At 66.2% G+C, this 23,343-nt stretch carries 21 protein-coding genes; 6 read left to right on the top strand and 15 right to left on the bottom strand.

The window, feature by feature from the left end; translation table 11 throughout:
* Positions 1-501: 501 nt before the first annotated feature.
* From whiA to ACGFNJ_RS26335, 6 genes are all read right to left on the bottom strand, one after another.
* Positions 502-1,485, bottom strand: a complete 984-nt coding sequence (whiA, locus tag ACGFNJ_RS26360) for a DNA-binding protein WhiA (RefSeq protein ID WP_069165144.1) — start codon at positions 1,483-1,485, stop codon at positions 502-504.
* Positions 1,476-2,522, bottom strand: coding sequence for a uridine diphosphate-N-acetylglucosamine-binding protein YvcK (yvcK, locus tag ACGFNJ_RS26355; RefSeq protein WP_069165143.1), 1,047 nt, complete (start codon positions 2,520-2,522; stop codon positions 1,476-1,478). The genes whiA and yvcK overlap by 10 nt, the downstream gene beginning before the upstream one ends.
* Positions 2,519-3,499 carry an RNase adapter RapZ gene (gene rapZ / locus ACGFNJ_RS26350; RefSeq protein WP_084655150.1) on the bottom strand — a complete coding sequence of 327 codons (981 nt, stop codon included), beginning with the start codon at positions 3,497-3,499 and terminating at the stop codon, positions 2,519-2,521. The genes yvcK and rapZ overlap by 4 nt, the downstream gene beginning before the upstream one ends.
* A gap of 115 nt (positions 3,500-3,614) precedes the next feature.
* Positions 3,615-5,708 carry an excinuclease ABC subunit UvrC gene (gene uvrC, locus ACGFNJ_RS26345; protein WP_393453397.1) on the bottom strand — a complete coding sequence of 698 codons (2,094 nt, stop codon included), beginning with the start codon at positions 5,706-5,708 and terminating at the stop codon, positions 3,615-3,617.
* Between the two features lie 147 nt (positions 5,709-5,855).
* Positions 5,856-6,293, bottom strand: coding sequence for a hypothetical protein (locus tag ACGFNJ_RS26340; RefSeq protein WP_393453394.1), 438 nt, complete (start codon positions 6,291-6,293; stop codon positions 5,856-5,858).
* A 211-nt stretch (positions 6,294-6,504) separates the two neighbouring features.
* On the bottom strand, positions 6,505-7,200 hold the full coding sequence (locus ACGFNJ_RS26335) for an HAD family hydrolase (protein WP_393453391.1): 696 nt from the start codon (positions 7,198-7,200) through the stop codon (positions 6,505-6,507).
* A gap of 196 nt (positions 7,201-7,396) precedes the next feature.
* Between ACGFNJ_RS26335 and ggt the strand changes: the two genes are divergently transcribed.
* Positions 7,397-9,361, top strand: a complete 1,965-nt coding sequence (gene ggt, locus ACGFNJ_RS26330) for a gamma-glutamyltransferase (protein WP_393453388.1) — start codon at positions 7,397-7,399, stop codon at positions 9,359-9,361.
* Positions 9,362-11,195: 1,834 nt separating this feature from the next.
* On the opposite strand, the gene ACGFNJ_RS26325 is transcribed toward ggt, so the two are convergent.
* On the bottom strand, positions 11,196-12,068 hold the full coding sequence (locus ACGFNJ_RS26325; RefSeq protein WP_393453385.1) for an NAD(P)-dependent oxidoreductase: 873 nt from the start codon (positions 12,066-12,068) through the stop codon (positions 11,196-11,198).
* Positions 12,069-12,271: 203 nt separating this feature from the next.
* Positions 12,272-12,979: a nitroreductase gene (locus ACGFNJ_RS26320; RefSeq protein WP_393453382.1), complete on the bottom strand. Its 708-nt coding sequence runs from the start codon at positions 12,977-12,979 to the stop codon at positions 12,272-12,274.
* A 102-nt stretch (positions 12,980-13,081) separates the two neighbouring features.
* Here ACGFNJ_RS26320 and ACGFNJ_RS26315 point away from each other — a divergent pair, with 102 nt between their 5' ends.
* On the top strand, positions 13,082-13,693 hold the full coding sequence (locus ACGFNJ_RS26315; protein ID WP_393453379.1) for a TetR/AcrR family transcriptional regulator: 612 nt from the start codon (positions 13,082-13,084) through the stop codon (positions 13,691-13,693).
* Positions 13,694-14,462: 769 nt separating this feature from the next.
* On the opposite strand, the gene ACGFNJ_RS26310 is transcribed toward ACGFNJ_RS26315, so the two are convergent.
* From ACGFNJ_RS26310 to ACGFNJ_RS26295, 4 genes are all read right to left on the bottom strand, one after another.
* Positions 14,463-14,972, bottom strand: coding sequence for a PH domain-containing protein (locus tag ACGFNJ_RS26310; RefSeq protein WP_393453376.1), 510 nt, complete (start codon positions 14,970-14,972; stop codon positions 14,463-14,465).
* 2 nt (positions 14,973-14,974) lie between these two features.
* Entirely contained in the window at positions 14,975-15,454 is a 480-nt protein-coding gene (gene ribH / locus ACGFNJ_RS26305; RefSeq protein ID WP_393453373.1) for a 6,7-dimethyl-8-ribityllumazine synthase, read from the bottom strand.
* A gap of 21 nt (positions 15,455-15,475) precedes the next feature.
* Positions 15,476-16,720 carry a bifunctional 3,4-dihydroxy-2-butanone-4-phosphate synthase/GTP cyclohydrolase II gene (locus tag ACGFNJ_RS26300; protein WP_393453370.1) on the bottom strand — a complete coding sequence of 415 codons (1,245 nt, stop codon included), beginning with the start codon at positions 16,718-16,720 and terminating at the stop codon, positions 15,476-15,478.
* A gap of 78 nt (positions 16,721-16,798) precedes the next feature.
* On the bottom strand, positions 16,799-17,422 hold the full coding sequence (locus tag ACGFNJ_RS26295) for a riboflavin synthase (protein WP_393453367.1): 624 nt from the start codon (positions 17,420-17,422) through the stop codon (positions 16,799-16,801).
* A gap of 565 nt (positions 17,423-17,987) precedes the next feature.
* Between ACGFNJ_RS26295 and ACGFNJ_RS26290 the strand changes: the two genes are divergently transcribed.
* On the top strand, positions 17,988-18,458 hold the full coding sequence (locus tag ACGFNJ_RS26290; RefSeq protein ID WP_393453364.1) for a hypothetical protein: 471 nt from the start codon (positions 17,988-17,990) through the stop codon (positions 18,456-18,458).
* A 126-nt stretch (positions 18,459-18,584) separates the two neighbouring features.
* On the opposite strand, the gene rpe is transcribed toward ACGFNJ_RS26290, so the two are convergent.
* The gene (rpe, locus tag ACGFNJ_RS26285) at positions 18,585-19,241 is read right to left on the bottom strand and encodes a ribulose-phosphate 3-epimerase (protein ID WP_393454173.1); all 657 of its coding nucleotides are present in this window, start codon (positions 19,239-19,241) and stop codon (positions 18,585-18,587) included.
* Positions 19,242-19,337: 96 nt separating this feature from the next.
* Between rpe and ACGFNJ_RS26280 the strand changes: the two genes are divergently transcribed.
* Both ACGFNJ_RS26280 and ACGFNJ_RS26275 read left to right on the top strand, forming a co-directional pair.
* Positions 19,338-19,760 (top strand): anti-sigma factor, encoded by a 423-nt coding sequence (locus tag ACGFNJ_RS26280; protein WP_069166451.1) that lies wholly within the window; start codon positions 19,338-19,340, stop codon positions 19,758-19,760.
* Positions 19,761-19,888: 128 nt separating this feature from the next.
* The gene (locus ACGFNJ_RS26275) at positions 19,889-20,662 is read left to right on the top strand and encodes an RNA polymerase sigma factor SigF (protein WP_393454170.1); all 774 of its coding nucleotides are present in this window, start codon (positions 19,889-19,891) and stop codon (positions 20,660-20,662) included.
* A 6-nt stretch (positions 20,663-20,668) separates the two neighbouring features.
* Here ACGFNJ_RS26275 and ACGFNJ_RS26270 read toward each other — a convergent pair whose 3' ends face one another.
* Entirely contained in the window at positions 20,669-21,019 is a 351-nt protein-coding gene (locus tag ACGFNJ_RS26270) for an MmcQ/YjbR family DNA-binding protein (protein ID WP_393453361.1), read from the bottom strand.
* 128 nt (positions 21,020-21,147) lie between these two features.
* Entirely contained in the window at positions 21,148-21,783 is a 636-nt protein-coding gene (locus ACGFNJ_RS26265; protein ID WP_393453358.1) for an HD domain-containing protein, read from the bottom strand.
* A gap of 367 nt (positions 21,784-22,150) precedes the next feature.
* Between ACGFNJ_RS26265 and ACGFNJ_RS26260 the strand changes: the two genes are divergently transcribed.
* Entirely contained in the window at positions 22,151-23,296 is a 1,146-nt protein-coding gene (locus tag ACGFNJ_RS26260; RefSeq protein ID WP_393453355.1) for a serine hydrolase domain-containing protein, read from the top strand.
* Positions 23,297-23,343 lie beyond the last annotated feature (47 nt).

Raw genomic sequence — 23,343 nt, 5'->3', positions numbered from 1 at the left:
AACTGATGCTCTCGCTGCGGTTATCCGGTTCCCAGGGGTGAACCGTCCGAGTGACACTCCACCACCGTAACCAGGGAAGTTGATCACCGACCGGTCTCTTTCCTCACAGCCCGGCCTGCCGACCAGCGCCGAACCGGCGTCAACCCTACTGGCAATCCGATTTGTCCCGAACCGGCCACCCACCGAGCACGATCCGCACCCATTCCGTGGATTCGCACCCCTTGCGGGCACCCGGAACCAGTGCGGATCGCCGGAACCAGTGCGGACCCACAGAACGAGTGCGGGTCCGACCGACCTCAGGCAGGGCACCGCCGACAGTACGTCCACGCCCGCACATCGGTCGGCAGAGTTCGCACCAGTTCTGGGAATCCGCACCCGTTCTGGGCCTCCAGAACCAGTGCGGATCGCCAGAACCAGTGCGGATCCGCGGAAGGGGTGCGGATTCGAGCCGACGCACCGCTGTTGGGTTGACCCCTTCCGGCGGACCGGAAGGGGGCAGCGCTACGCCTCGTCGAGGAGTTCGGCGGTGACCGCGGATTCGGTGTCGGGGACGCCGAGTTCCTTGGCGCGCCGGTCCGCCATCGAGAGCAGCCGTCGAATCCGTCCCGCCACAGCGTCTTTCGTCATCGGCGGATCGGCGAGCTGGCCGAGTTCCTCCAGCGAGGCCTGGCGATGCTGCACGCGCAGCTTGCCTGCCGCGGCCAAATGGTCGGGCACATCGTCGCTGAGGATCTCCAGCGCACGCTCCACCCTGGCGGCCGCGGCGACCGCGGCCCTGGCCGAACGGCGCAGGTTGGCGTCGTCGAAGTTGGCGAGCCGGTTCGCGGTGGCCCGCACCTCGCGGCGCAGCCTGCGCTCCTCCCAGACGATGCGAGTGCCGTGCGCGCCCATCCTGGTGAGCAGTGCGCCGATCGCCTCGCCGTCGCGGACGACGACACGGTCGGTGCCGCGCACCTCACGTGCCTTCGCCGTGATGCCGAGCCTGCGGGCCGCGCCGACCAGCGCGAGCGCCGCCTCCGGACCGGGGCAGCTCACCTCGAGCGCGGAGGAACGACCCGGCTCGGTGAGCGACCCGTGCGCGAGAAATGCTCCGCGCCAAGCGGCTTCGGCGTCCGCGATGCTGCCGCCGACCACCTGTGCAGGCAGCCCGCGCACCGGACGACCACGCACATCGAGCAGCCCGGTCTGCCGGGCCAGCGCCTCGCCCTCCTTGGACACGCGCACCACGTACCGGGAGGTCTTGCGCAGACCGCCGGCACCGAGCACGTGCACATCGGAGCCGTAGCCGTATAGCTCGAAGATCTCCCTGCGCAGCCTGCGCGCGATGGAACCCATGTCCACCTCGGCCTCGACGATCACCCGCCCGCCGACGATGTGCAGGCCACCGGCGAACCGCAGCAACGCCGACAGTTCCGCCTTGCGGGAACTGACTTGCGACACGGTGAGCCTGCTCAGCTCGTCCTTCACATCGGCTGTCATCGCCACGAGACGCGCTCCTTTCCACCCAACCCGGAACGCACATCCTGACCCATGTGCCGTCCCTCGACTCGAAGCCCTGCCATTTGCGACCGAGGTTGCCGGATCAATTGATCCAGTGCGGCGGCAAGCTTTCCGGGGTGATGCCGGTCCGTTCCCGCTTCGGCGACATCGGAGAAGGTTACTCGCGCCCGCAACTGTTCCGCAGCTCTGGCCACATGTTCTCGTTCGCGACCTTCGGGCACCGACCCGGAATCGACCAGTACTTCGTCGACCACGAATTCCGGTGCGTGCTGGGACAATACATGCAGGTGCCGTTCGGCGGAGAAACCTGCCGTTTCGCCAGGTTCGGCGGCGAGGTTCAGCACCAGGACTTTTCTGGCTCGGGTGTACACGAGCGCCTCTCGGAGTTCGGGGACGAGCACATGGGGGATGACGCTGGTGAACCAAGAACCAGGACCGAGCACGACGACGTCGGCGTGTTCGATGGCCGAGGTGGCCTCCTGGCCCGCGGGCGGATCGGACGGAATCAACCGCACGCGCCGCACCTTGCCGGGTGTTGTCGCGATGGCGACCTGACCACGAATGCACCGGCTCACTCGCGGATCTGCTTCCAGCCCAGCCACATCCGCTTCGATATCGAGCGCGATGGGCGACATCGGGAGTACCCGGCCGGTGATGTTCAACATCTTCGCGACCTCGTCCAGCGCGGCCACCGGATCGCCGAGGACCTCGGTGAGCCCGGCCAGGATGAGGTTGCCGACCGAATGACCGGCGAGCGCGCCGGTGCCGCCGAAGCGGTGCTGCACGGTCTTCGTCCAGACGCCGTCGGCATCGGCGGCGAGTGCGGCCAGCGCCATGCGTAGATCGCCGGGGGGTAGCACGCCGAGTTCGGCGCGTAGCCGACCGGACGATCCGCCGTCGTCGGCGACGGTGACGACCGCACTGATCTTTCTGGTCAGTCGCCGGATCGCGGTCAACGTCGCGTAGAGACCATGCCCGCCACCCAGCGCGACAATGCTGGGATCGGTTTCCCAACCCGTCATTCGCGCCCCAGATCCCGATGGACGACCCGCACCACGTCGGCGGATCCTTCGGCGCCGCCGGTGATCTCGCTCATCAGCTCGCCAAGAGCCTCGGCTATCGCCACGCTGCGGTGCCTGCCTCCGGTGCAGCCCACTGCGACCGTCATGTATCGCTTCCCCTCTTGGCGGTAACCGTTCATCGTCAGATCGACCAGGTGATGGCAGGTACGTAGGTAATCGCCTGCGCCGGGGCGCGACAGCACGTACTCGCTCACCACTGGTTCCTGACCAGTGTGGTCCCGCAATTCTGGAATCCAATGTGGATTAGGTAGAAAACGCACATCCAACACCATGTCGGCGTCCAGTGGAACCCCGTGCTTGAAGCCGAAAGACTGCACGGTCAGCTGCAGCGCGCTCGGCGCGCCGCCACCATACGCCTCCTCCAGCTTGCGGTGCAGCTGGTGAATGGACAGTTCGGTGGTGTCGATGACCAGGTCGGCGGCGCTCTTCACAGCCGAGAGCCGAATTCGTTCGGCGGCGATGCCCGCCGAGAGCGTGCCGTCCCTGCTCTCGCTCTGCAGCGGATGACGGCGTCTGGCGAAGCCGAACCGACGGATCAATACCTCGTCGGATGCTTCGAGAAACAGCACCCTGGTCTGAATGCCGAGTTTCCGCAACTGTTCGGTGACCACCGACAGATCACCGGTGAAGAACCGGCTGCGCACGTCCATCACCAGCGCGAGGCTGCGGATCGGCGGTTCGGCAGAGGCGCCGAGTTCGACCATCCTGCCGATCAGCTCCGGCGGCAGGTTGTCGGTGACATACCACCCGAGATCTTCGAGTACGCGGGCGGCGGTGCCGCGGCCCGCGCCGGATAGTCCGGTCACGATCACGACTTCTACCTGCGGGTTCACCGCTGGGACAGCGCTCGCGGGGCTGGCCTGCTCCGCGGTCTGTCGCGGTGTGCCCGCAGTGTTGTTCGATTCGACGCGTGTCATGTCCTACCGGATCCGTCTCTTGGGTACCTCTCGAATCATCCCGCACCGGTTCCGGTATCGGGCGCAGACACACAACGTACGCGAAACCGAAACTTCCGGTGTGGTAGTCGAGCGACTATTCCGATTGCAGTGCGGCGAGCACCGCCTTGGCGGTCGCCAGTCCGATGCCGGGGACCTCGGTGATTTCCTCCACCGTTGCCTGCTTGAGTTTGGCCACCGAACCGAAATGAGTCACCAACGCGGTCCGGCGCGCCGCACCGAGGCCGGGCACCGAGTCCAGCGCGGACGCGGTCATCCTGCGCGACCGTTTGCTGCGATGGAAGGTGATCGCGAATCGGTGTGCCTCGTCCCGCACCCGTTGCAGCAGGAACAGTGCCTCGCTGTTGCGGGGCATGATCACCGGGTCGCTCTCCCCCGGCACCCACACCTCTTCGAGTCGTTTGGCGAGGCCGATCACCGCGACATCGGTGATGCCGAGCTCGTCGAGCACCTCGGCGGCGGCCGCGACCTGGGGTGCGCCGCCGTCGACGACGTACAGGTTCGGCGGGTAGGAGAACTTGCGCGGACGACCGGTCTGCGGGTCGATGCCGGGGCGGGTGTTGAGTTCCATTGCAGTATCGCCGATTTCGACAACATCGGCGGCGTCGTTGTCGGCTTGATCCGCGGTCGCCATCAGGTCGCGTTCTTTTTGCAGCTTGTAGAACCGCCGCCGAGTGACCTCGCGGATGCTGCCGACGTCGTCGGAGCGGCCGTCGCCCGCGGCCTCCTTGATCGCGTAGTGGCGGTACTCGGATTTGCGCGGCAGACCGTCCTCGAAGACCACCAGCGAGGCGACCACGTCGGTGCCCTGCACGTGGCTGATGTCGACGCATTCGATCCGCAGCGGGGCCGAGTCGAGGTCGAGAGCGTCCTGAATGGCTTGCAGCGCAGCCGATCTGGAGGTGAGGTCGCCCGCGCGCTTGAGCTTGTGCTGCTGCAGTGCCTCCATCGCGTTGCGCTGCACGGTTTCGGCCAGCGCCTTCTTGTCGCCGCGCTGCGGCACCCGCAGGTGCACCGTCGAACCGCGCAGGTTCGACAGCCACTCCTGGATCTGCTCGACGTTGGCGGGCAGCGCGGGAACGAGCACTTCCCTCGGCACCACGGTGGCGGGTTGTTCGCCCTCGCCCAGCTCGGCGGCGGCCACCTGCTCGCCGTAGAACTGGGTGAGGAACTGCTCGACGAGCACGGCGAGTTCACTGCCTGCCTCGGGCGTGTCGCGATCTGGCTCGGAGCCCGCCGAAGTGACGCCTGCTGCCTCTTCCCTGCTCGACCGAACCAGGTCGAGGGCGTCACCGGACTTGTCGACCACCCAGCCGCGCTGGCCACGGACCCGGCCGTCGCGCACGTGGAAGATCTGCACCGCGGCTTCCAGCTCGTCGGTGGCGAAGGCGATCACGTCGGCGTCGGTGCCGGTACCGAGCACCACCGCCTGCTTCTCCAGCGCGCGGCGCAACGCCTGCACGTCGTCGCGCAGCCGGGCGGCGTTCTCGAAGTCCAGGTCCTCGGCGGCGTCCTGCATCCTGCGTTCCAGCTGCCGCACCATGCGGTCGGTGCGGCCGGCCAGGAAGTCGCAGAAATCCTCGACGATCCTGCGGTGCTCCTCGGCGCTGACCCTGCCGATGCACGGCGCCGAACACTTGTCGATGTAGCCGAGCAGGCAGGGGCGCCCGATCTGGTTGTGCCGCTTGAACACTCCGTTCGAGCAGGTGCGGGCGGGGAACACGCGCAGCAGCAGGTCGAGGGTTTCCCGGATCGCCCAGGCGTGCGCGTAGGGGCCGAAGTACCGCACGCCCTTCTTGCGGGCGCCGCGGTAGACGAACAGGCGGGGGAACTCCTCGTTCAACGTCACCGCGAGCACCGGGTACGACTTGTCGTCGCGGTAGCGGACATTGAACCGCGGATCGAATTCCTTGATCCAGTTGTATTCCAGCTGCAGCGCCTCGACCTCGGTGGACACCACCGTCCACTCGACGCTCGCGGCCGTGGTGACCATCTGCCTCGTCCGCGGATGCAGCGAAGCGACGTCGGCGAAGTACGAGTTCAGCCTGCTGCGCAGGCTCTTCGCCTTCCCGACATAGATGACCTGCCGATGCGCGTCCCGGAACTTGTACACCCCTGGTTCTACGGGAATCGTGCCCGGCTTCGGCCGGTACGTCGCTGGATCTGCCACCCATCCAGCCTATCGAGCAGGTCCGACAGGTCCGCCGAGGTGTTGGGGGCTTGTCGGATTTGGCCGGGTCGGCGCGCCGTCAGCGCGCCCGGCCGACACCGATAGGGCGAAACACGCTGCACCGCAGGAAGATCGCCGCGCGCCTGCTCAGTGCGCGAGACGTGGCTGGTCGAACCACGCCATGGCTTCGGACCGGTTCAGCTGGTACAGGATGGCGCAGGAGGTGACCAGCGAATAGAGCGAGGCGACAAGCCAGAGCGGGAACGGAACCGGACCCGCGCCACTGAGCACGCCCATCGCGCCCTGCGCGAGTGCCGCGGCCAGTGCCGCGGCGCGTACCCGGCTGCTGTGGCGGGTGAACCGCAGCGCAATGAGGGCGAGTGGGACTCCGAACAAGTACTGCGTCGCCGCGGTGAGGCCGGCGGCATCACCGATCGTCAGCCACATGATCAGTGGATACGCGAGACCGACCGCGCCGAGCCCGAATCCCATCTCCCGCGCATCGCGGACCGGTCCAGGCAGCGCCTCTCGCCCGAGCAACTCGGTGACCAGTGCCCGATCCCAATCCGATAACTCCGCTGTCACGACGTCTCCCGATCGCACGGCCAGATCCACAGCGCCACCGCGCCGCGAATCCATGGTGCCGCGAAACCGGCTCACTCATCGGATGATTCAGCGAATCTGTCCACTGGCTGAGCTGGAGTTTGCCGACGGGCGCCGGATGACCTTGGATATCAGCCGGATTCGCCGGATCGTTCGGCCGACCCGAGGCGAAGACACTGCGTCGTCCTGCGGTTCAGTGGTCGATCGTGAAACCGTGCTCCCGTAGCGCGTCGATCAAGCCTGTCGGGCGTTCCCAGGTGGGTAACGGGTCGACGAGGGCGAATCGACAGCCGAGGGCGGTCGCGCCGCCGTCTGCCTCCGCGCTGTCGCCGACCATGAGGGCCGACGCGGGGTCGACGCCGAGCTTGTCGAGAGTCGCCGCGAAAATGCGTGGGTCGGGTTTCATCGCGCCGATCTCGAAGGAGAGGGCGAAGGCATCGATGTATCTGTCCCAGTTGCGGACGGTGAACGCCGCGCGCACGTCGAAGGCGATATTGCTCACGAGAGCGATCTGCAGACCCTGAGCCGCAAGGGAAGTCAGCACCGCTTCAACGTCGGGGTAGGGCGTCCAGCTGGCGGGATCGACCATGTGGTCATAGAGGAGGGACGCCTGGTCGTCGGTGGGTACGCCGGATTTGCGCAGCACCTCGAGATAGGCGTGCCGATGCAGCTTCGGGTCCAGGTCACGGTTCTCCCACGCATGCTGGCCCTCGGCGTCGAACTCGACGAGCTGGCCGACCGGCGCGGTCATCCTGCGCAGGATCTCGGTCTTCTCGTCCAAGTCGAAGGCGCGGCCGTCGGCCGCGACGAGCCCATCACCCCAAGCCTGGCTCTCGCCCAGTCGAAACAAGGTCCCGGAATAGTCGAACAGCACCGCCTCGATTGTCACCGGACCAGCCTACCGACGGCTGCGCTCGGGTCAGGATCCGCGCAGCACAAGCAGCCCAGCTGGCCTGGGTCTTCCCAGGGTTGACGACAAGCGGTGGCGCGCAAGCGCGTTCATCGCTGATCCGGACAAAACTCGCCGCACGGCTCGTCCGTTAAACCGTCCCCCGGTGTCGGTACCGACCGTTAGAGTCCCTGGCATGAGTCGCTCGCGAGGAACCTGGACCAGCGTTGTGGCGGCAGTGCTGCTCACCGCGGGGATGGCAACGGCCTGTTCGTCGGAGGCGGACAAGGCTGTCGGCGTCTGCGAGGCGACGCCGAACGGGACGCTGATGGCGGCCACGCAGTCCGAGGCGAGCGGCAAGACGAAGGACATCAGCACCAATCCGGAGCTGTCCACCGGTTACCGGTCCGGGATGAAACCGGCCAGCACCAAGACCTTCGCGGTCGCCACCGCGAACACCGTCGCCAGCAAGGCCGCGTGCGAGGTGCTGCGCGACGGCGGTACCGCGGCCGACGCGCTCATCGCGGCGCAGACCGTGCTCGGACTGGTGGAGCCGCAGTCCTCGGGCATCGGCGGTGGCGCGTTCCTGATGTACTACGACGCCGCGACCAAGTCGGTGGAGGCCTACGACGGGCGAGAGGTCGCGCCCGCCGCGGCGACCGAGAACTATCTGCGCTGGGTCAGCGACACCGATCAGTCCGCGCCGAAGCCGAACGCGCGGGCCAGTGGCCGGTCCATCGGCGTACCAGGCGTGTTGCGGATGCTGGAGATGGCGCACCGCGAGCACGGCAAGACGAGCTGGCGCGAACTGTTCGACCCTGCCATCGGGCTCGCCGACAAGGGGTTCCCGATCGGCCCGCGGCTCGCGGCACAGATCGCGGAACAGGCCAAGAATCTCGCCGTCGACGACGCGGCGAAGGCGTACTTCCTCAACCCCGATGGCACACCGAAAGCCACCGACACCGTGCTCACCAACCCCGCGATGGCGAAGGTGCTCGGCGCCGTCGCCACCGACGGTGCGCAGGCCTTCTACACCGGTGCCATCGCGCAGGACATCGTCGCCGCCGTGACCGCAGGCTCCGGCGGCCGCACCCCCGGCCTCATCACGACCACCGACCTGGCCAACTATCAGGCGAAGAAGCGCACCGCCCTGTGCACCGACTACCGCAACCATCAGATCTGCGGCATGCCGAATCCGTCGTCCGGCGGCAGCACCGTCGCGGCGACCCTCGGCATCCTCGAGAACTTCGACTTGGCCGCGCTGCGACCGGACAACCTCGCAAACGGCGGCGACAGCGCACTCAACGGCGGCAAACCGAAGGCCGAGGCGGTGCACCTCATCTCGGAGGCCGAGCGCCTCGCCTACGCCGACCGCAACAAGTATGTGGCCGACACCGATTTCATTCCGCTGCCCGGAAATTCGCCGCAGACCCTGCTGAACAAGGACTACCTGAAGCAGCGGTCCGGCCTGATCGACCGCAACCGCAGCATGGGCACCGCCCAGCCCGGCGATTTCGGCCCGGTCCCGCTCGGCGTCGGCCCGCAGCCGCCGGAGCACGGCACCAGCCACATCTCGGTCGTCGACCAGTACGGCAACGCGGCCGCGATGACCACCACCGTGGAATCCGAATTCGGCGCGTTCCACCTCGTCGACGGATTCGTGCTGAACAACCAGCTCACCGACTTCTCCGCCGACCCGCTCGGCACCGACGGCGCCCCCGTCGCCAACCGCATCCAACCCAACAAGCGCCCACGCAGCTCGATGGCCCCCACCCTCGTCTTCGACAAGGGCCCCGACGGCACCCGCGGCGCCCTCACCCATGTCGCAGGCTCCCCCGGCGGCTCGGTGATCATCCAGTTCGTCCTGAAAACCCTGATCAGCATGCTGGATTGGGGCCTGGACCCGCAGCAAGCCGTCTCCGCCCTCTCCTTCGGCGCAGGCAACACCCCCACCACTGGCCTCGGCGGCGAACACCCATCCATCAACACCGCCGACAACGGCGACCACGACGCACTTGTTCTCCGCCTCCGCGAACTAGGCCACCAGGTCTCGGTGGCTCCTCAGTCCAGCGGACTCAGCGCGCTGCAACGGGCATCCGACGGGTGGACCGGCGGGGCTGATCCTCGGCGCGAAGGAGCGGTGCTCGGCGACACGCGGTAGGGGCTGGGGTTCTCCGGAGGAGAAGGTAGGCAACGGCGAAGGTAGGCAAGAGAAGACACTGCCCCGCCGCCGGAATCCTGAGTTGGCGATGCCGTGGTAGCACTTGACGTACGAAATGTGCTCCTGACGCAACGTGGGTCAAGTGAATGTTTTGTACGTCAAGAGCGCATGGACAGGAGCGCGAGACCCGGAGGCGTGGCGGCGGGAATCGTTGGTGGGCGCGAATATTCGAGGTCTTCTTGAAAGCTCTCGAAACGGGACCACAGCCAAGCGACCCGGCTGGGACAAGAGAACGCGTGAGCGACTGCGGAGGTCAGCCGGGTACGGCAGACGACGCCACCACGCTAATCCGGTGCAAACCCTTGGCTGCCGAATTCACTGGAGACCGTGGAGCCGAGGAAATCTTTGCCTTCGCTGAGCCCAAAGCGGCACGGCCGCAGTCCAACCCGGCCCGTGGGGCGTGGTCTCGGACCGGCGTGGTCTCGGACCGGCGCGGTCTCGGACCGGCGCGGCCTCAGACCGGCGCGACCTCAGACCGGCGCGACCTCAGACCGGCGCGACCTCAGACCGGCGCGACCTCAGACGGGCGCGGCTTTGGACGGGCGCGGCTTTGGACGGGCGCGGCTTTGGGGTTGGTGCGGGTTTTGCTGGAGCGTGTTGCGTTTGGGGTGGTGGTTTATCCGCGGGTTGAACGGTTTCCTGGCGAGCGGGACAGTCTCGGGGTTTGCACTGGATAGCGTGGTGGCGTCGGGTGCCGTACCCGGCTGACCTCCGCAGTCGATCACGCGTTCTCTCGTCCCAGCCGGGTCACTTGGCTGTGGTCCGGTCCAAAGATCTTTTCAGGGAAGTGATCTTGCGGGATGTTGAGCGGAGAGAAATGGTGCATGTCGTGCGGCGTGTTGCAGCCATAAGACTCCGCTCAACGCGGATCAGCAACCATTTCTCTCCGCTCAACCACTTCACTCCCCTCAACGGGGCAGCAACCACCTCGTCCGTCGATCCAGGACTCGACGCTCCGCCAGGTTCCCCGCACACAGGCTGTAGGCCCGGTCCAACCAAGCCCTCAAAGCGATCTTGAGATGTTGGTGTGAGAGAAATGGCGCGTGTTCGCGACACGCGTCGCAACCGTTTCACTCACGCCGATGGGCTCGGCAACCACTTCGCTGACACCAACGAGGGTCGGCCACCGCAACTCTCACACCGACGCGACCCGCCAGGACGTCGGGCTGCGGTCCGGGCCGAACATCCTCGGGAGGTGATCTTGGGAGAGGTTGACGGGAGTCATATGGTGGGCGTCTCGGCTCGTCTTGCCACCATATGACTCCCGTCAACGGAGGTCAGCAACCATTTCACTACCGTGAATGGGTCAACAACCATTCCTCTCCCGTCAACGTGGGACAGCAACCACCTCTCTGACGCCCGATACAAGGCCCGCCACCTCAAAGTGGCCCCAGCACGAGAATTGGTGCAGCCATGTCCCGTTCGCACAGGTAGCGGTCAACGAGTGGTACATGACGGAGTCATTCACGGCGTGTCGCCTCCACCATGTCCCCTCGTGAGAGTGCGCCGCAGGGAGTGGGGCGCCGCAGCGGAGCAGTTCTCGGCGACACCCGTTGGGGCAGTGCCGAAGTCCGGACGGATGCTACCGAGGGCTCGGTCACCACCTGGCACGGCGGCAGGACTTCGGCGCATGGCCCAGAAACCTCGGCGGCAACGTCATTCGCGCGGCGGAGCAGTTCTCGGCGACACCCGTCAGGACCTGCGCCAGCTGGATTCTGCCCCTGGCGGCGCTGGTTGGGCTTCGGCACACGGCCTAGGTGTCGCGGCGGCAACGTCATTCGCGTAGTAGATCGATAAGCTTGGTTTCGTTGAGTTCGCCGTGGCCAGCTTCGACGAGCCGCTCGAAGATGGCGCGGGCGGCGTGTCCCAAGCCGGCGGGCGCGTTCAGTGCATCGGCTTGCTCGACGCCGATCCGGGTGTCCTTCAGACGTAGCGCGGCGGTGAAGGCGATGTCGCGATCATGGATTCCGTCCAGCATCAGTCGGCTGGCGTAGACGAGCGTCGGGCTGGCCACGCCACCGCTGGAGAGGGTTTCGACGACGGTTGGCAAGTCCAGCCCGGCGAGCTCGGCTGTGCGCAAGGCCTCTGCGGTGGCGGCGATCTGTATCGAGCCGAGCAGGTTTTGCATCAGCTTGTAGGCGGTGCCCGCGCCGACCTCGCCGAAGTGAACGATGTTGGTGCACAGCGGTTGCAGGAGTTCGCGTGCCGCGTCGAGGTGATTCCGGTCAGCACCGACGAACAGGGTCAGCTGGCCTGCCGCGGCGGCATCCGGTAGTCCCGTTACCGGTGCGTCGAGGAATCGCAATCCTCGCGCATCAGCGCTTTTCGCCAACTCGAGCATCCACGGCCGGGACAGGGTCGAGCATTCGATCGCGAAAGCGTCTGCTGCGCTCTCGGCGGCCAACGCACCGTCGTCGCCAAGCCACAGCTTTCGCGAGGCCGCGTCATCCGCCACCATGGCAAAGATCGCGTCCGCTCCCTCCGCGGCCGAGCGTGGTGTCGCCGCGAGCACAGCACCTGCGGCCACCAGCTCCGCCGCTTTCTCCGGCGACCGGTTGAACACGGTCACCTCGTGCCCGGCGGCCATCAGCCGTGCCGCCATCCCCGAGCCCATCCGACCCAAACCAAGAAACGCAATCTTCGCCACACTGGGTACCCTACCCACTCGGCAAGTGCCGCGCCGCTGCCACAGACCGAATATTGTTCAGCAACAAGGTAATCCGCAAGCATTCACTGCTTCCGGCAGTCCGACGTGCTGTTGTCGCTCGGCGATTACCCGGCGACACAATGGCTCAACTTCACGCTCCCGACATCGGATGCCGACTGGTTGCACCCGAGGGCGGCGTGACGCTATGCGTGAAATCTCGTCGTCTCGGCGAGGTCGGCCCGGGCGATCCTGATGTGGTTGACGGGGGCGCAGTCGAGGGCGTACCCGAAGGAGACGCCGAAAAGCACCTTGCCGGTCCGGATCCGCAGTGTCTCGCGAATCGTGTTGCCGTAGAAGCCGATCAAACCCTGCGGGCAGCTGGCCACGCCATAGGCGGTCATCGCCAGGAGCAGGGTTTGCCCGTACATGCCCACGTCCGCGGCCATTCGTGGGTCCGCGTTGGCGGGCGCGCACACCACTGCGACGTGCGGAGCACCGTAGAACCGCAGGCTTTCCGCGTTGTGGGCGTCGCGCGCCGCGCGGTCTTCGCGAGCGATGCCGAGCGCTGTGTACATCGTCTCGCCGAAGTCTTTGCGGCGCTGCTGATGGACCTCGCTGTAGAGCTCGTCCTCGTAGGGGAAGTCGACCGAGAGGTGTTTGCGTGCGTCGGCGGCCAACAATGCCTCGCTCAGTCGATCACGTGCCGCGCCACTGACCACTTCGACGGTCCACGGCTGCGTGTTCGAGTTCGACGGAGCCGCGCTTGCCAGGGAGAAGATCGCCTGCATCGTTTCGTCCGGGACCGGATCGGGGTGGAAGGCGCGCACGGCTCGCCGGTTACGGATCAACCGCTCGGCGTAGTCGGGCAAGGCGTCCCGGGTCGCGATGCTGCTGGCGTGATTTCCGGTCAAGGCTCTTTCTCCTGATCCTTATGTATACAAGCGCGTTTACATAACGCTCGCAGAGTACCACTGAGCCGCCCGTTAAGTACACGGTCCCGTATGCTTTAGAGGGTGAGCGAGGTGAAGACGATCCGGCGTCGCCGCGGCCGTGGCGGTCGTGAGCGCATCATCGCCGCGGCCACCACACTGTTCGAGTCGCAGGGAATCGCCGCGACCGGCATGGAACAGGTGGCCGCCGCCGCGCCGGTGTCCAAGCGCACCTTGTACGCGCACTTTTCGAGCAAGGACGAGCTTGTCGTCGACTACCTCCGGTACCTGCTCGAGTCAGGACGAACCATGGAAGGCCTGCTCGATCGAGCGGATCTACCCGTCCGCGACCGGCTACTCGCCCTCTTCACGATCCCCGAGAGCGACGGCCCGATCCGAGGCTGCCCCTTCGTCGACGCGGCCGCCGAATACCCGGACCCGCAGAGCCCCGTCCACCAGTACGCGGCCGCACAGAAACAACGTTTCGTCGACCGCCTGGTCGAGCTGGTGCGCACACTCGGCGCCGCACACCCCGAAGTCCTCGGCGAACAACTCGCCGTCCTCGCCGACGGCACAGCCAGTCGCTCAATGGTCCTCAACGACCCCACCTGCGGACAGCACGCAAAAGCAGCAGCAGCGGCCCTACTAGACGCAGCCGTGCCAACGCCGACTCGCCAGGTTCGCCAGACCACCTAGCCACCAACCCAAAGCCCAAAGCTGAAGGCTGAAGGCTGAAGGCTGCATTGGACGCCCGCCGAAGAACTCAGCAACCAGCGGCTAAGTGAGCCGGTGGCATCTGAGATGGCCGCGTCCGGGTCCAGAGTCGATGCAACTAAGGCCGATTCACCAACGACACCCACGAGTGGTACATGGCTGCGGCAAAACGCGAGTAGAGCTCTCCACCATGTACCACTCGTGCGAGCACACCTCAGCGAGCGGAACAGCGGCCAGAGGCAAGCGGCCAGAGGCGGTGTGACCAAGGCCGATTCACCGACGACGCCCACGAGTGGTACATGACTGAGGCGATTTACGGCGTGTCGCCTCAACCATGTACCACTCGCGCAAGCGCATCTCAGTGAGCGGGCCAGCAGCGAGGGGCACGGGGAAGCGGCGAGAGGCACACGGCGAGGGGCGCGGGGCGAGGGCGAGCACGTGTGCGTAGTGCACCCCGCTGCGGACAAAGCGCGTGTTCAACGGAACTGCCGATTCGCCGCCGCAATCCGGCTCATCGGTTGTCGTCCGCTGGCCCGAAACCAATTCGCCTGGGTGGAGTGGCTATTGGCCAGGGTCTGTTCGTCATAGTGCTGTGCGCGGCGTAAACCGTTGGGCACCAAGAATAACCAGTCTGCATCAGTACAGGAGCAACCCGATCCTGACGGGATGGCCGATGGCGGCGACCAGCAGCGCCAGCCGTTGCAGCCGCAGTCGCCCGTCGACGCTGAGGGCAGCGGGGACTGGTGGCGGGCTACTTGGCTTCGGGGGGCTGGGTGGCGGTGTACTTTGCGCCGAGTGCGCGGAGTTTGTCCATTGCTTCGGCGGCGTATGCCTTGTCGTTGGAACGGATCGCGAGGAGCGGCACGTAGTCGTCGTTGACGAGTTCGAGGCGGGCCCAGGATTTGCGGTCGGGGAAGGCGACGCCGACAACGGTGTTCCAGGGGAAGTCGCTGTCGCCGAGGATGTTTCGGACCGAAACACCGGCGGGGCCGACGCGGACCCGCGGCCGGGTCAGCATCAGGACGGCGCCGGCGATGAGCAGGCCGATGAGCACCATCGCAATCTGGTCGGCGACACGGAAATTCACACCGGTGGACCCGCTGCGCAACCAGATGCCGCCGGCGAGGAAGGCGGCGGCGATCAGGACGGCGACAATGCGCGCAGTGCGGACCGCGTGCCGCGGGCGAACCTCCAGGTCCCACTCGGGTGTTTCGCCGACGGCGGGTTCCGCGCCACGTCGGAAGATGCGGCTGACCGGCATCGCTAGACGGACTGCCGCAGGGCACGCAAGGTGAGCGCGGCATCCAATGCCGCGGCGCACGCCTGCTCGCCCTTGTTCTCGGCGGACCCGGGGAGCCCGGCCCGATCCAGCGCCTGCTCCTCGTTGTTGGTGGTGAGCACCCCGTTCGCGACCGGCGTGCCCGCGTCGAGCGAGACCCGGGTGAGCCCGGCGGTCACCGCATCACACACGTACTCGAAATGCGGTGTGCCACCACGGATCACGACGCCGAGCGCGACCACCGCGTCATGCGAGCGGGCCAGCTCCTGCGCCACCACCGGCAGCTCCATCGCGCCTGCGCACCGCACCACCGTGACGTGCAGCACGCCCGCGTCCTTGGCCACCTGTTCGGCGTTCGCCACGAGCGTGTCGCAGATCGTGGTGTGCCAGCGCGACGCGACGATGCCGAGTTTGAGGTCTTTGGCATCCGCGAGCGCGAAGGTCGGTACGCCGGTACCGCTCATCGATGTGTGCCTTTCCGTGCGTCAGCGGGCGGTCTCGCCCAGATCCAGGTCGTCGAGCCCGATCAGGTCGTGACCCATCCGGTCCCGCTTGGTCCGCAGGTAATGCAGGTTTTCGGCGTTGGCGCGCAACGGCATCGGCACCCGCTCGGTGATCCGCAGCCCGTATCCGTCCAGCCCGACCCGCTTGGCCGGGTTGTTGGTGAGCAGCCGCATCGACCGAATCCCCAGGTCGACCAGGATCTGTGCGCCGGTGCCGTAGTCGCGGGCGTCGGCGGGCAGCCCGAGCTGCAGGTTCGCGTCGACGGTGTCGTGGCCGGAGTCCTGCAGCTGGTAGGCCTGCAGCTTGTGCATCAGCCCGATGCCGCGCCCCTCGTGACCGCGCATGTACAGCACCACGCCACGGCCTTCCATGGCCACCATTTCCAGCGCGGCGTCCAGCTGCGGGCCGCAGTCGCAGCGCAACGAGCCGAACACATCACCCGTGAGGCATTCCGAATGCACCCGGACCAGCACGTCGTCGCCGTCGCCGAGATCGCCGCGGACCAGCGCGACATGCTCGACCTCGTCATAGATGCTCTGGTAGCCGACCGCCGTGAATTCGCCGTGCGCCGTGGGGATCCGCGCCTCCGCGACCCGCACCACATGCTTTTCGTGCTTGCGCCGCCACGCGATCATGTCGGCGATCGAGATCAACGCGAGGTTGTGCTCGTCGGCGAAGACGCGCAGTTCCTCGGTGCGGGCCATGTGGCCCTCGTCCTTCTGGCTGACGATCTCGCAGATCACGCCTGCGGGCCGCAGTCCGGCCATCCGAGACAGGTCGACCGCGGCTTCGGTGTGGCCTGGCCTGCGCAGCACGCCGCCGTCCTTGGCGCGCAACGGCACCACGTGCCCCGGCCTGGTGAAGTCGTCGGCCTTCGCCTCGGCGGCCGCGAGTAGTCGCATGGTGGTGGCGCGGTCGGCGCCCGAGATGCCGGTCGTGATGCCTTCGCGAGCGTCGACCGACACCGTATAGGCGGTGCCGTGCTTGTCCTGGTTCATCGCGTACATCGGCGGCAGACCGAGTCGATCGCAGTCGTCGCCGGTCAGCGGCACACAGATATAACCGGAGGTGTAGCGAATCATGAAGGCCACCAACTCCGGGGTGGCCTTCTCCGCCGCGAAGATGAGGTCGCCCTCGTTCTCACGGTCCTCGTCGTCGACGACGACAACCGCCTTACCGGCGGCGATGTCGGCGACTGCGCGCTCGATGGTGTCGAACCTGGTCACGTCTGTTGTGCTCCATCTCGAAATGGGTCCGTCCCTACACTACGGCGTCGGGCAGTGGTCTTCCCCGACCGGCCGCTGTCACCCGCGCTGCTGCAAGCGTTCTACGTACTTGGCGATCACGTCCACCTCCAGGTTGACCGTGGTGCCGACGGTGGCAAAGCCGAGATTTGTCAGGGCAAGGGTGGTGGGGATGAGGGATACCTCGAACCAGTCCCTGCTGTCCGAGTCCGCGGGCTGGTCGGTGACGCCGAGGCCGGAGACGGTGAGCGAGATGCCGTCGACGGTGATCGAGCCCTTCTGCACCACGTAGCGGGCGATCGAGTCGGGCAGCGAGATGCGCACCACGTCCCAGTTTTCCGAGGGGGTGCGCGAGAGCACGGTGCCGGTGCCGTCGACGTGGCCCTGCACGAGGTGTCCGCCGAGCCTGCTGTTCAACGCGGCGGCGCGTTCCAGGTTGACCTTGGCTCCGGTGTCGAGTTTGCCGATGCTGGAGCGGTTCAGCGTCTCCTGCATGACGTCGACGGTGAACGAGTCGCCGCCGACCACCTCGACCACGGTCAGGCACACCCCGTTGACGGCGATCGAATCACCGTGGCCCGCATCGGAGGTCACCAGCTTGCCCCGGATCGTCAGCCGAGCGGCGTCGGCCAACTGCTCGGTGGCGACGATCTCGCCGAGCTCCTCGACGATGCCTGTGAACATGCCTGACTCCCTGTCGTTGTCCTCGGTTGCGGAACAGTCCGGATCCGGCGGGTATTCCCATCGGTCGGCCCCCGGTGTTCAGCGTAACGACGGCCGGTCGTAGCCGACAGGACGGTTCCGCTCAGCTGTCTGTCAGGACCTCGTCCCGGCAACCGCCGGAAGAAGCAGACCGTCGGCCGGACTTCTCATGACTGAGCGAGCACTCATAAAGAATTAGCGCTGAATTGCTTTCAAGCATGTGGATATATCGCCCTTTAACTGTCGGCGACATTCATTTGATCGGATTTCGATACCGCTAGAGAGCAATTATCGACCCCGAATCCCCTGTAGTACCCACTGGCAACACACTTTTAACGTTTGCTTGCGCCGTGATCAAAATAGACGCAATATTGTTATGTAGCTGATTCTTACCGTTCAACTTCCACACCGAGCAGTTCAGTGCAGAACGCTTCGACCTGGGGACGCTGGTTGCGCCAGGGAAGTTCGATCCAGGGATGTCCACCACTCGAGGAAGTCAGATAACCACAGTGGGTCAAAACAAGTTCGACACAGTTGGGGGCGCGGCGTGACCACTCTTCTCGATTCGACGCTGGAGGTTCGCTGCGTACAGTACCGGCGCAAATTCCACCTGCCGGCATCGATCGATCCGACCTCCCGCCGCATTTTGCTGCATATCGGCACACACTATGGCGCGATCACGATGCCCGCCGATCTCGGCGCGCGCGTGCAACAGCGGCTCGAGCAGGCCGACATCGCGGGACCGGTCGTCGATCATCCGCGCGCCAAGCGCTGGACCTTCCTCACCGGGCCGTACCGGCCGGAGGCGCTCACCGCGGCGGTGTCCGCCGAACTGTTCCGGATGTACGCGACCGTCGCATGCACCGGCAGCGAGGTCGTCCTGCCGTCGCCGGACGACGAGCACACCGGCTACCGCACTTGGATCCGGCCGCCGGAAGCCGCGACCTCGCGCCCACCGCTCAACGCGGTGATCGAAGCGACCCGTGCGGTCGGAGCTCGTAAAACTCCTGGGCTGTAACCGAATTCAGAGATCAGCCCGGCGAGGACAGACCGGGCGGTGCCGCGGCTCAGACGGCGCCGACCGAACGACCTCGACCGAGATGACCTACTGATACGACAGCGCCGAGAGACGCTGTGGACGCGCTCAGACGGCGCGCACCGCGGCGGCTTGCCTGCGCAGCGCCTCGACCGTCGCACCGGGATCGGCCGTGTTGTAGACCGCCGAACCCGCGACGAAACAGTCGATGCCCGCTTCGGCCGCCGCCTCGATGGTGTCGGCGTTGATGCCGCCGTCGATCTCGACGAGCAACCGCAGCTCCCCCGCGTCGACAAGCCTGCGGACGATGCGGGCCTTGTCCAGCACACTGGCGATGAACGATTGACCACCGAACCCGGGCTCCACGCTCATCACCAGCAGCGTGTCGAAGTCCTTGAGAATCTCCAAGTACGGCTCGATCGGCGTATTCGGCTTCACCGACAGGCCCGCCTTGGCGCCGGCCGCGCGAATATCGCGCGCCACCGCAACCGGGTCATCGGTCGCCTCCGCGTGAAACGTCACATTGTGTGCACCCGCCTCCGCGTACGGCGGCGCCCAGCGACCCGGGTTGTCGATCATCAGATGGCAGTCCAGCGGAATGTCGGTCGCCTTCAACAGGCTTTCCACGACGGGCAGCCCCAACGTCAGGTTCGGCACGAAATGCGCGTCCATCACATCGACGTGCAACCAGTCGGCGGTCGCCACCTTCTGTGCCTCGTCCGCGAGGTGCGCGAAGTCGGCGGAGAGGATGGAGGGAGCGATCATGGGAGCGGCCGGGCGCGCGTAAGTCGGGGTGGACACAACGCCGCAGTCTATCGGTAGTGAGGGTTGTCCAGCGCAGGAGTGGGTAGCCTGCATAGGGTGATCAACATATCGGCGGAACAGGGGCTCTACAGCACCCCGGTGGAGATTCGGGTGGCCGCATCGGTCACACAGCTGCCCATCGTTCGTGGGCTCGCCGAAACTCTCGTCCTACTAAGCGATTTCACGCTGGACGAGGTCGCCGACATTCGGCTTGCCGTCGACGAGGTCTGCTCGACACTGATCGCGGTCGCCGGACCTGACACCAGCCTGAACTGTCGATTCACCGTCGGGGAGACCGAACTGCTGGTCCGGGTCAGTGGCATCGCCGCCAAGGCGGGCTTACCCGATCAGCGCAGTTTCGGCTGGCACGTGTTGCGCACGCTCACCGATGAGGTGCAGGCGACGCAGGATTCGTTCGATTCGTCAGTTTCCGGATATCCGACGACGGTCGAGTTCCGTCGGGTCCGGGGGAAAGCGTAGTGGCAGACGAGGACCCCGTGTTCGAGCCCGAGCGAGACGACAGCGATACCGTCACAGCGGATGCCGAGGACGGCACCGAGGACGCGGAGAGCGTCACCGAAGCGGATGCCGCGGAGGAAACCGAAACCATCGAGGCCGTAAGGACGGTCGCCGGTTACGACGACCTCGGGCTGCTGTTCGGACAGTTACGTTCGAGTACGCCTGGCACTGCACGGCACACCGCCCTGCGCGCCGAACTGATCAGCCGCTGCATTCCGCTGGCCGATCACATCGCGCGCAAGTTCAGTGGGCGCGGTGAGCCGTTCGACGATCTCACCCAGGTGGCGCGCGTCGGATTGGTGCACGCGGTGGACCGTTTCGACGTGGAACGCGGTTCCAACTTCCTGTCGTTCGCGGTGCCGACCATCATGGGCGAGGTGCGCCGCTACTTCCGCGACAACACCTGGGCGATGCGAGTGCCGCGGCGGGTCAAGGAAACTCACCTGCGCATCGGCGCGGCGATCGATGCGCTGTCGCAGCGCCTCGGCCGGTCGCCGACCGCGAAGGAGATCGCCGCCGAACTCGACGTCGACCCGGACGAGGTGACCCAGGCGGTCATCGCGGGCAACGCCTACCAGCCCAGTTCGATCGACGCGGCCACGCTCGGCCGCGACACCGACGCCTCGCTGCTGGACACCCTCGGCGAGGAGGAGACCCAATTCGACCGGGTCGAGGAGTATGTCGCGATTCGCCCGCTGCTGGCGGGTCTGCCCGAACGCGAACGCCGGATCCTCACCATGCGGTTCTTCGAATCCATGACGCAGACCCAGATCGCCCAGCAGATGGGCATCTCGCAGATGCACGTGTCCCGCATCCTCGCGAAAACCCTTGCCCGGCTGCGGGATCAATCCAGCCGGGAATAGTGCGGCTCAATCCGGTTGCGGCGCACGCTGTCTGCGGATCTTCGGCGGTGCGGTGAGCCACCATGCGGCGTCGAGCAATTCGCGAAGCTGCTCGGGGTCGACCTTGTCCAGGTCGATGAGAATGTAGCCGTGGCCGTCGTAGTGCGGTGTCGCATAGAACGCCGGGTCGCCGGACGCGAGCAGGGCTGCTTTCTCCTCGAGATCGCAGACCAACGCCAGGCCGCCCTCGGCCTCGACCCGCAGGCGGCCGAATCCTTTGCCACCGACCTTCAGGGCCGGGCTGCGCCACCAGGTCGATTCCTCCACGGCCGGGAGCTCGGTTGCGAGGGCGACTACGTCTTGCCACGTCAGAGCCATGGGGTCAGTGTGCAGGAGGAGGTCGGTGCGGGATTGGACGAATGGAATCCGACGCGATTCGCGGGGAGGGTCTCGGATTCGACCGCCAGCCCACGTCCGCTAGAGGACGTGGGCTGGTGGAGCGACGACTATTCGCCCCAGGGAGATACGCCGGCGGTCAGCAGTTCCAATTCAGTGACGCCGGTGGCCTGGCGCTCCTTGAACAGCAGACTGCCGAGCGAGAAGATCGGGGCACTGGCCTCGGAGCGCCGAGCGTGGTCGACGATCGCGTCGGTGAGCACCTTCACCATGTTCAACCGCGGGTAGGCCGCGTGGATCGCCGCCTGGTATCCGTCGGTGACGTCCGCGTTGTAGCCGATGTCCATCTTGCTGCCCTCCGCCGTGAGGTACGGCAGCAGACCGCATCGCTCGGCAATGCCCTCCGAGGTGTGAAAGGCAATCGCTTCCCACACCCGGTCCACGTCAACGGCGGGCAACCCGTGCGTGGTCAGCAGCGCCGCGGCCATATCCGCCCCCTCGACCTCGAACCGTGCCTTACCCGGCGCCCGCTTCCCGGTCCCGAGGTCGTGCAGCACCGAGGCCACGAACACCAACTCGCGGTCGTACTCCGGGTCGTCGATCAGCCCTCGATGCTTGGCAAGCAGTTCAGCGAACAGGAAGCTACGCACACTGTGGTTGACGATCGGCTCCGGCAGGGAGCTCCACACGATCGCCATAACCGCGTCGGCAAGCGAGCTGGACGGCAGATCCAGGGAGAATTCCATGGCGGCGAGAATATTGGGCACGGCGCCGATTACCGGAGCCAGCCACGCCGTGTCGCACCACCGATTCCACTAGCCGACCACCATAGCCATGGCTATCCCCGAGTAATACCGGCTTTCCGGATCCCGCGACACCCGTGATACTCGGCGTGGCGGCCGGTGAATCCCGGATGGCATCGCCGGAATTCCACTGTGCTCGCGCTTGGCACAATGGCTGTATTTTGTTGCGCGGCAGGCTGACCGACACTGTCAAAGTGTGCCGCCGCTCAGTGGCGACTACCTGGTCGGTACTGCTGCCCTGCTCGGGGTCGACGATCGGCCTGGTCGACGATCGCCAGGTCATCCGTAGTGTGAGAAGGGATTTACTCGTATGAGCCCGTTTCGGCGTGTGCTGGAACGCACGGTCCTGCTGGGCGCGACCGTGAGCATGATCGCAATGAACTCCTATGGCGTCTATGCGAATTCGGAACCCACGGAATCGGGTCGCGCCGAGGTCATGCAGGCGTTGGATGCCCTGGTGCGGGCGGGGGCGCCCGGAGTTCAGGTCGTGGTCACCGAGCAGGGGCGAGACTGGACGGCCTCATCGGGCGTCGGCGATATCGCCACCGGTGCCCGGTTCCCCGACGACGGGCGGGTCCGGATCGGCAGCATCACCAAGTCGTTCACGGCCACGGTGCTGCTGCAACTGGTCGCCGAGGGGAAGGTAGAACTCGACGCTCCGGTGGAGCGGTACCTGCCCGGCGTGGTACCCGGTAACGGCGGCAGCGTCCTGGTGCGGAACTTGTTGCAGCACACCAGCGGTCTGGCGAGCCCCACCGATCTGCCTGTCCCGGAGACGGGCGAGATTCTGAACCGATGGCGGCGGTTCGACACTGCCGACCTCGTCCGCCGGGTGCTGGCGTTGCCGCCGCACTTCGCGCCGGGCGCGCAGGCGGAATACAACAACGTCAACTACCTGATCGCCGGAATGGTGATCGAGCGAGTGACCGGGCAGCCAGTGGACGCGGAGACCACGCACCGCATCATCGAGCCGCTCGGGCTGCAGGCGACCTACTATCCGGTGGCCGGCGAAACCGCGCTGCGCGGACCTCATCCGTCGGGGTATCTCGAAGTCGGCAATCAGCACATCGAGTACACCGATATGGACTCGTCCTTCTACGGGGCGGCAGGTGCGATGGTGTCGACCGGGACCGAGGTGAACCGGTTCTTCACCGCCCTGCTCAGTGGAAAGCTGTTGCCGCCAGCACAATTGGACGAGATGAAGCGCAGCATCGTGCCACTCACCAACCGAAACAACCGGCCGTACGGCCTCGGTCTTGCCCCCAGATATGTGTCCTGCGGCAAGGAGGTGTGGGGAAACAGCGGCACAGTCCCTGGTTTCACCACGTACAACGGCGTCGCCTCCGACGGTCGTGCGGTGGTGGTGACGCTCAACCAGATGGCCGTCGACGGCGGCCCCGACACCGACAACGCGATGATGAAGGCATTCGAGACTGCGGTGTGCGCCGCGTCCTGACCGTCGATGCCCGCAGACGTGCCTGCCCGAGATCATGCTGTCGATTG

The organism is Nocardia sp. NPDC049149, from assembly GCF_043197455.1.
Classification (GTDB): Bacteria; Actinomycetota; Actinomycetes; order Mycobacteriales; family Mycobacteriaceae; genus Nocardia.
Note: the sequence above shows the minus strand (reverse complement) of the source record. Positions and strands in the feature narration are given on the sequence as shown.

What these genes read in the sequence shown, in the direction of transcription:
- rapZ (WP_084655150.1), bottom strand. Translation starts at nt 3,499, where the DNA reads ATGACACGCGTCGAATCGAACAACACTGCGGGCACACCGCGACAGACC.
- ribH (WP_393453373.1), bottom strand. Translation starts at nt 15,454, where the DNA reads ATGAGCGGTACCGGCGTACCGACCTTCGCGCTCGCGGATGCCAAAGAC.
- rpe (WP_393454173.1), bottom strand. Translation starts at nt 19,241, where the DNA reads ATGATCGCTCCCTCCATCCTCTCCGCCGACTTCGCGCACCTCGCGGAC.
- ACGFNJ_RS26270 (WP_393453361.1), bottom strand. Translation starts at nt 21,019, where the DNA reads ATGGCTCTGACGTGGCAAGACGTAGTCGCCCTCGCAACCGAGCTCCCG.
- ACGFNJ_RS26260 (WP_393453355.1), top strand. Translation starts at nt 22,151, where the DNA reads ATGAGCCCGTTTCGGCGTGTGCTGGAACGCACGGTCCTGCTGGGCGCG.
- ACGFNJ_RS26265 (WP_393453358.1), bottom strand. Translation starts at nt 21,783, where the DNA reads ATGGAATTCTCCCTGGATCTGCCGTCCAGCTCGCTTGCCGACGCGGTT.
- yvcK (WP_069165143.1), bottom strand. Translation starts at nt 2,522, where the DNA reads ATGACGGGTTGGGAAACCGATCCCAGCATTGTCGCGCTGGGTGGCGGG.
- ACGFNJ_RS26310 (WP_393453376.1), bottom strand. Translation starts at nt 14,972, where the DNA reads ATGCCGGTCAGCCGCATCTTCCGACGTGGCGCGGAACCCGCCGTCGGC.
- ACGFNJ_RS26295 (WP_393453367.1), bottom strand. Translation starts at nt 17,422, where the DNA reads ATGTTCACAGGCATCGTCGAGGAGCTCGGCGAGATCGTCGCCACCGAG.
- ggt (WP_393453388.1), top strand. Translation starts at nt 7,397, where the DNA reads ATGAGTCGCTCGCGAGGAACCTGGACCAGCGTTGTGGCGGCAGTGCTG.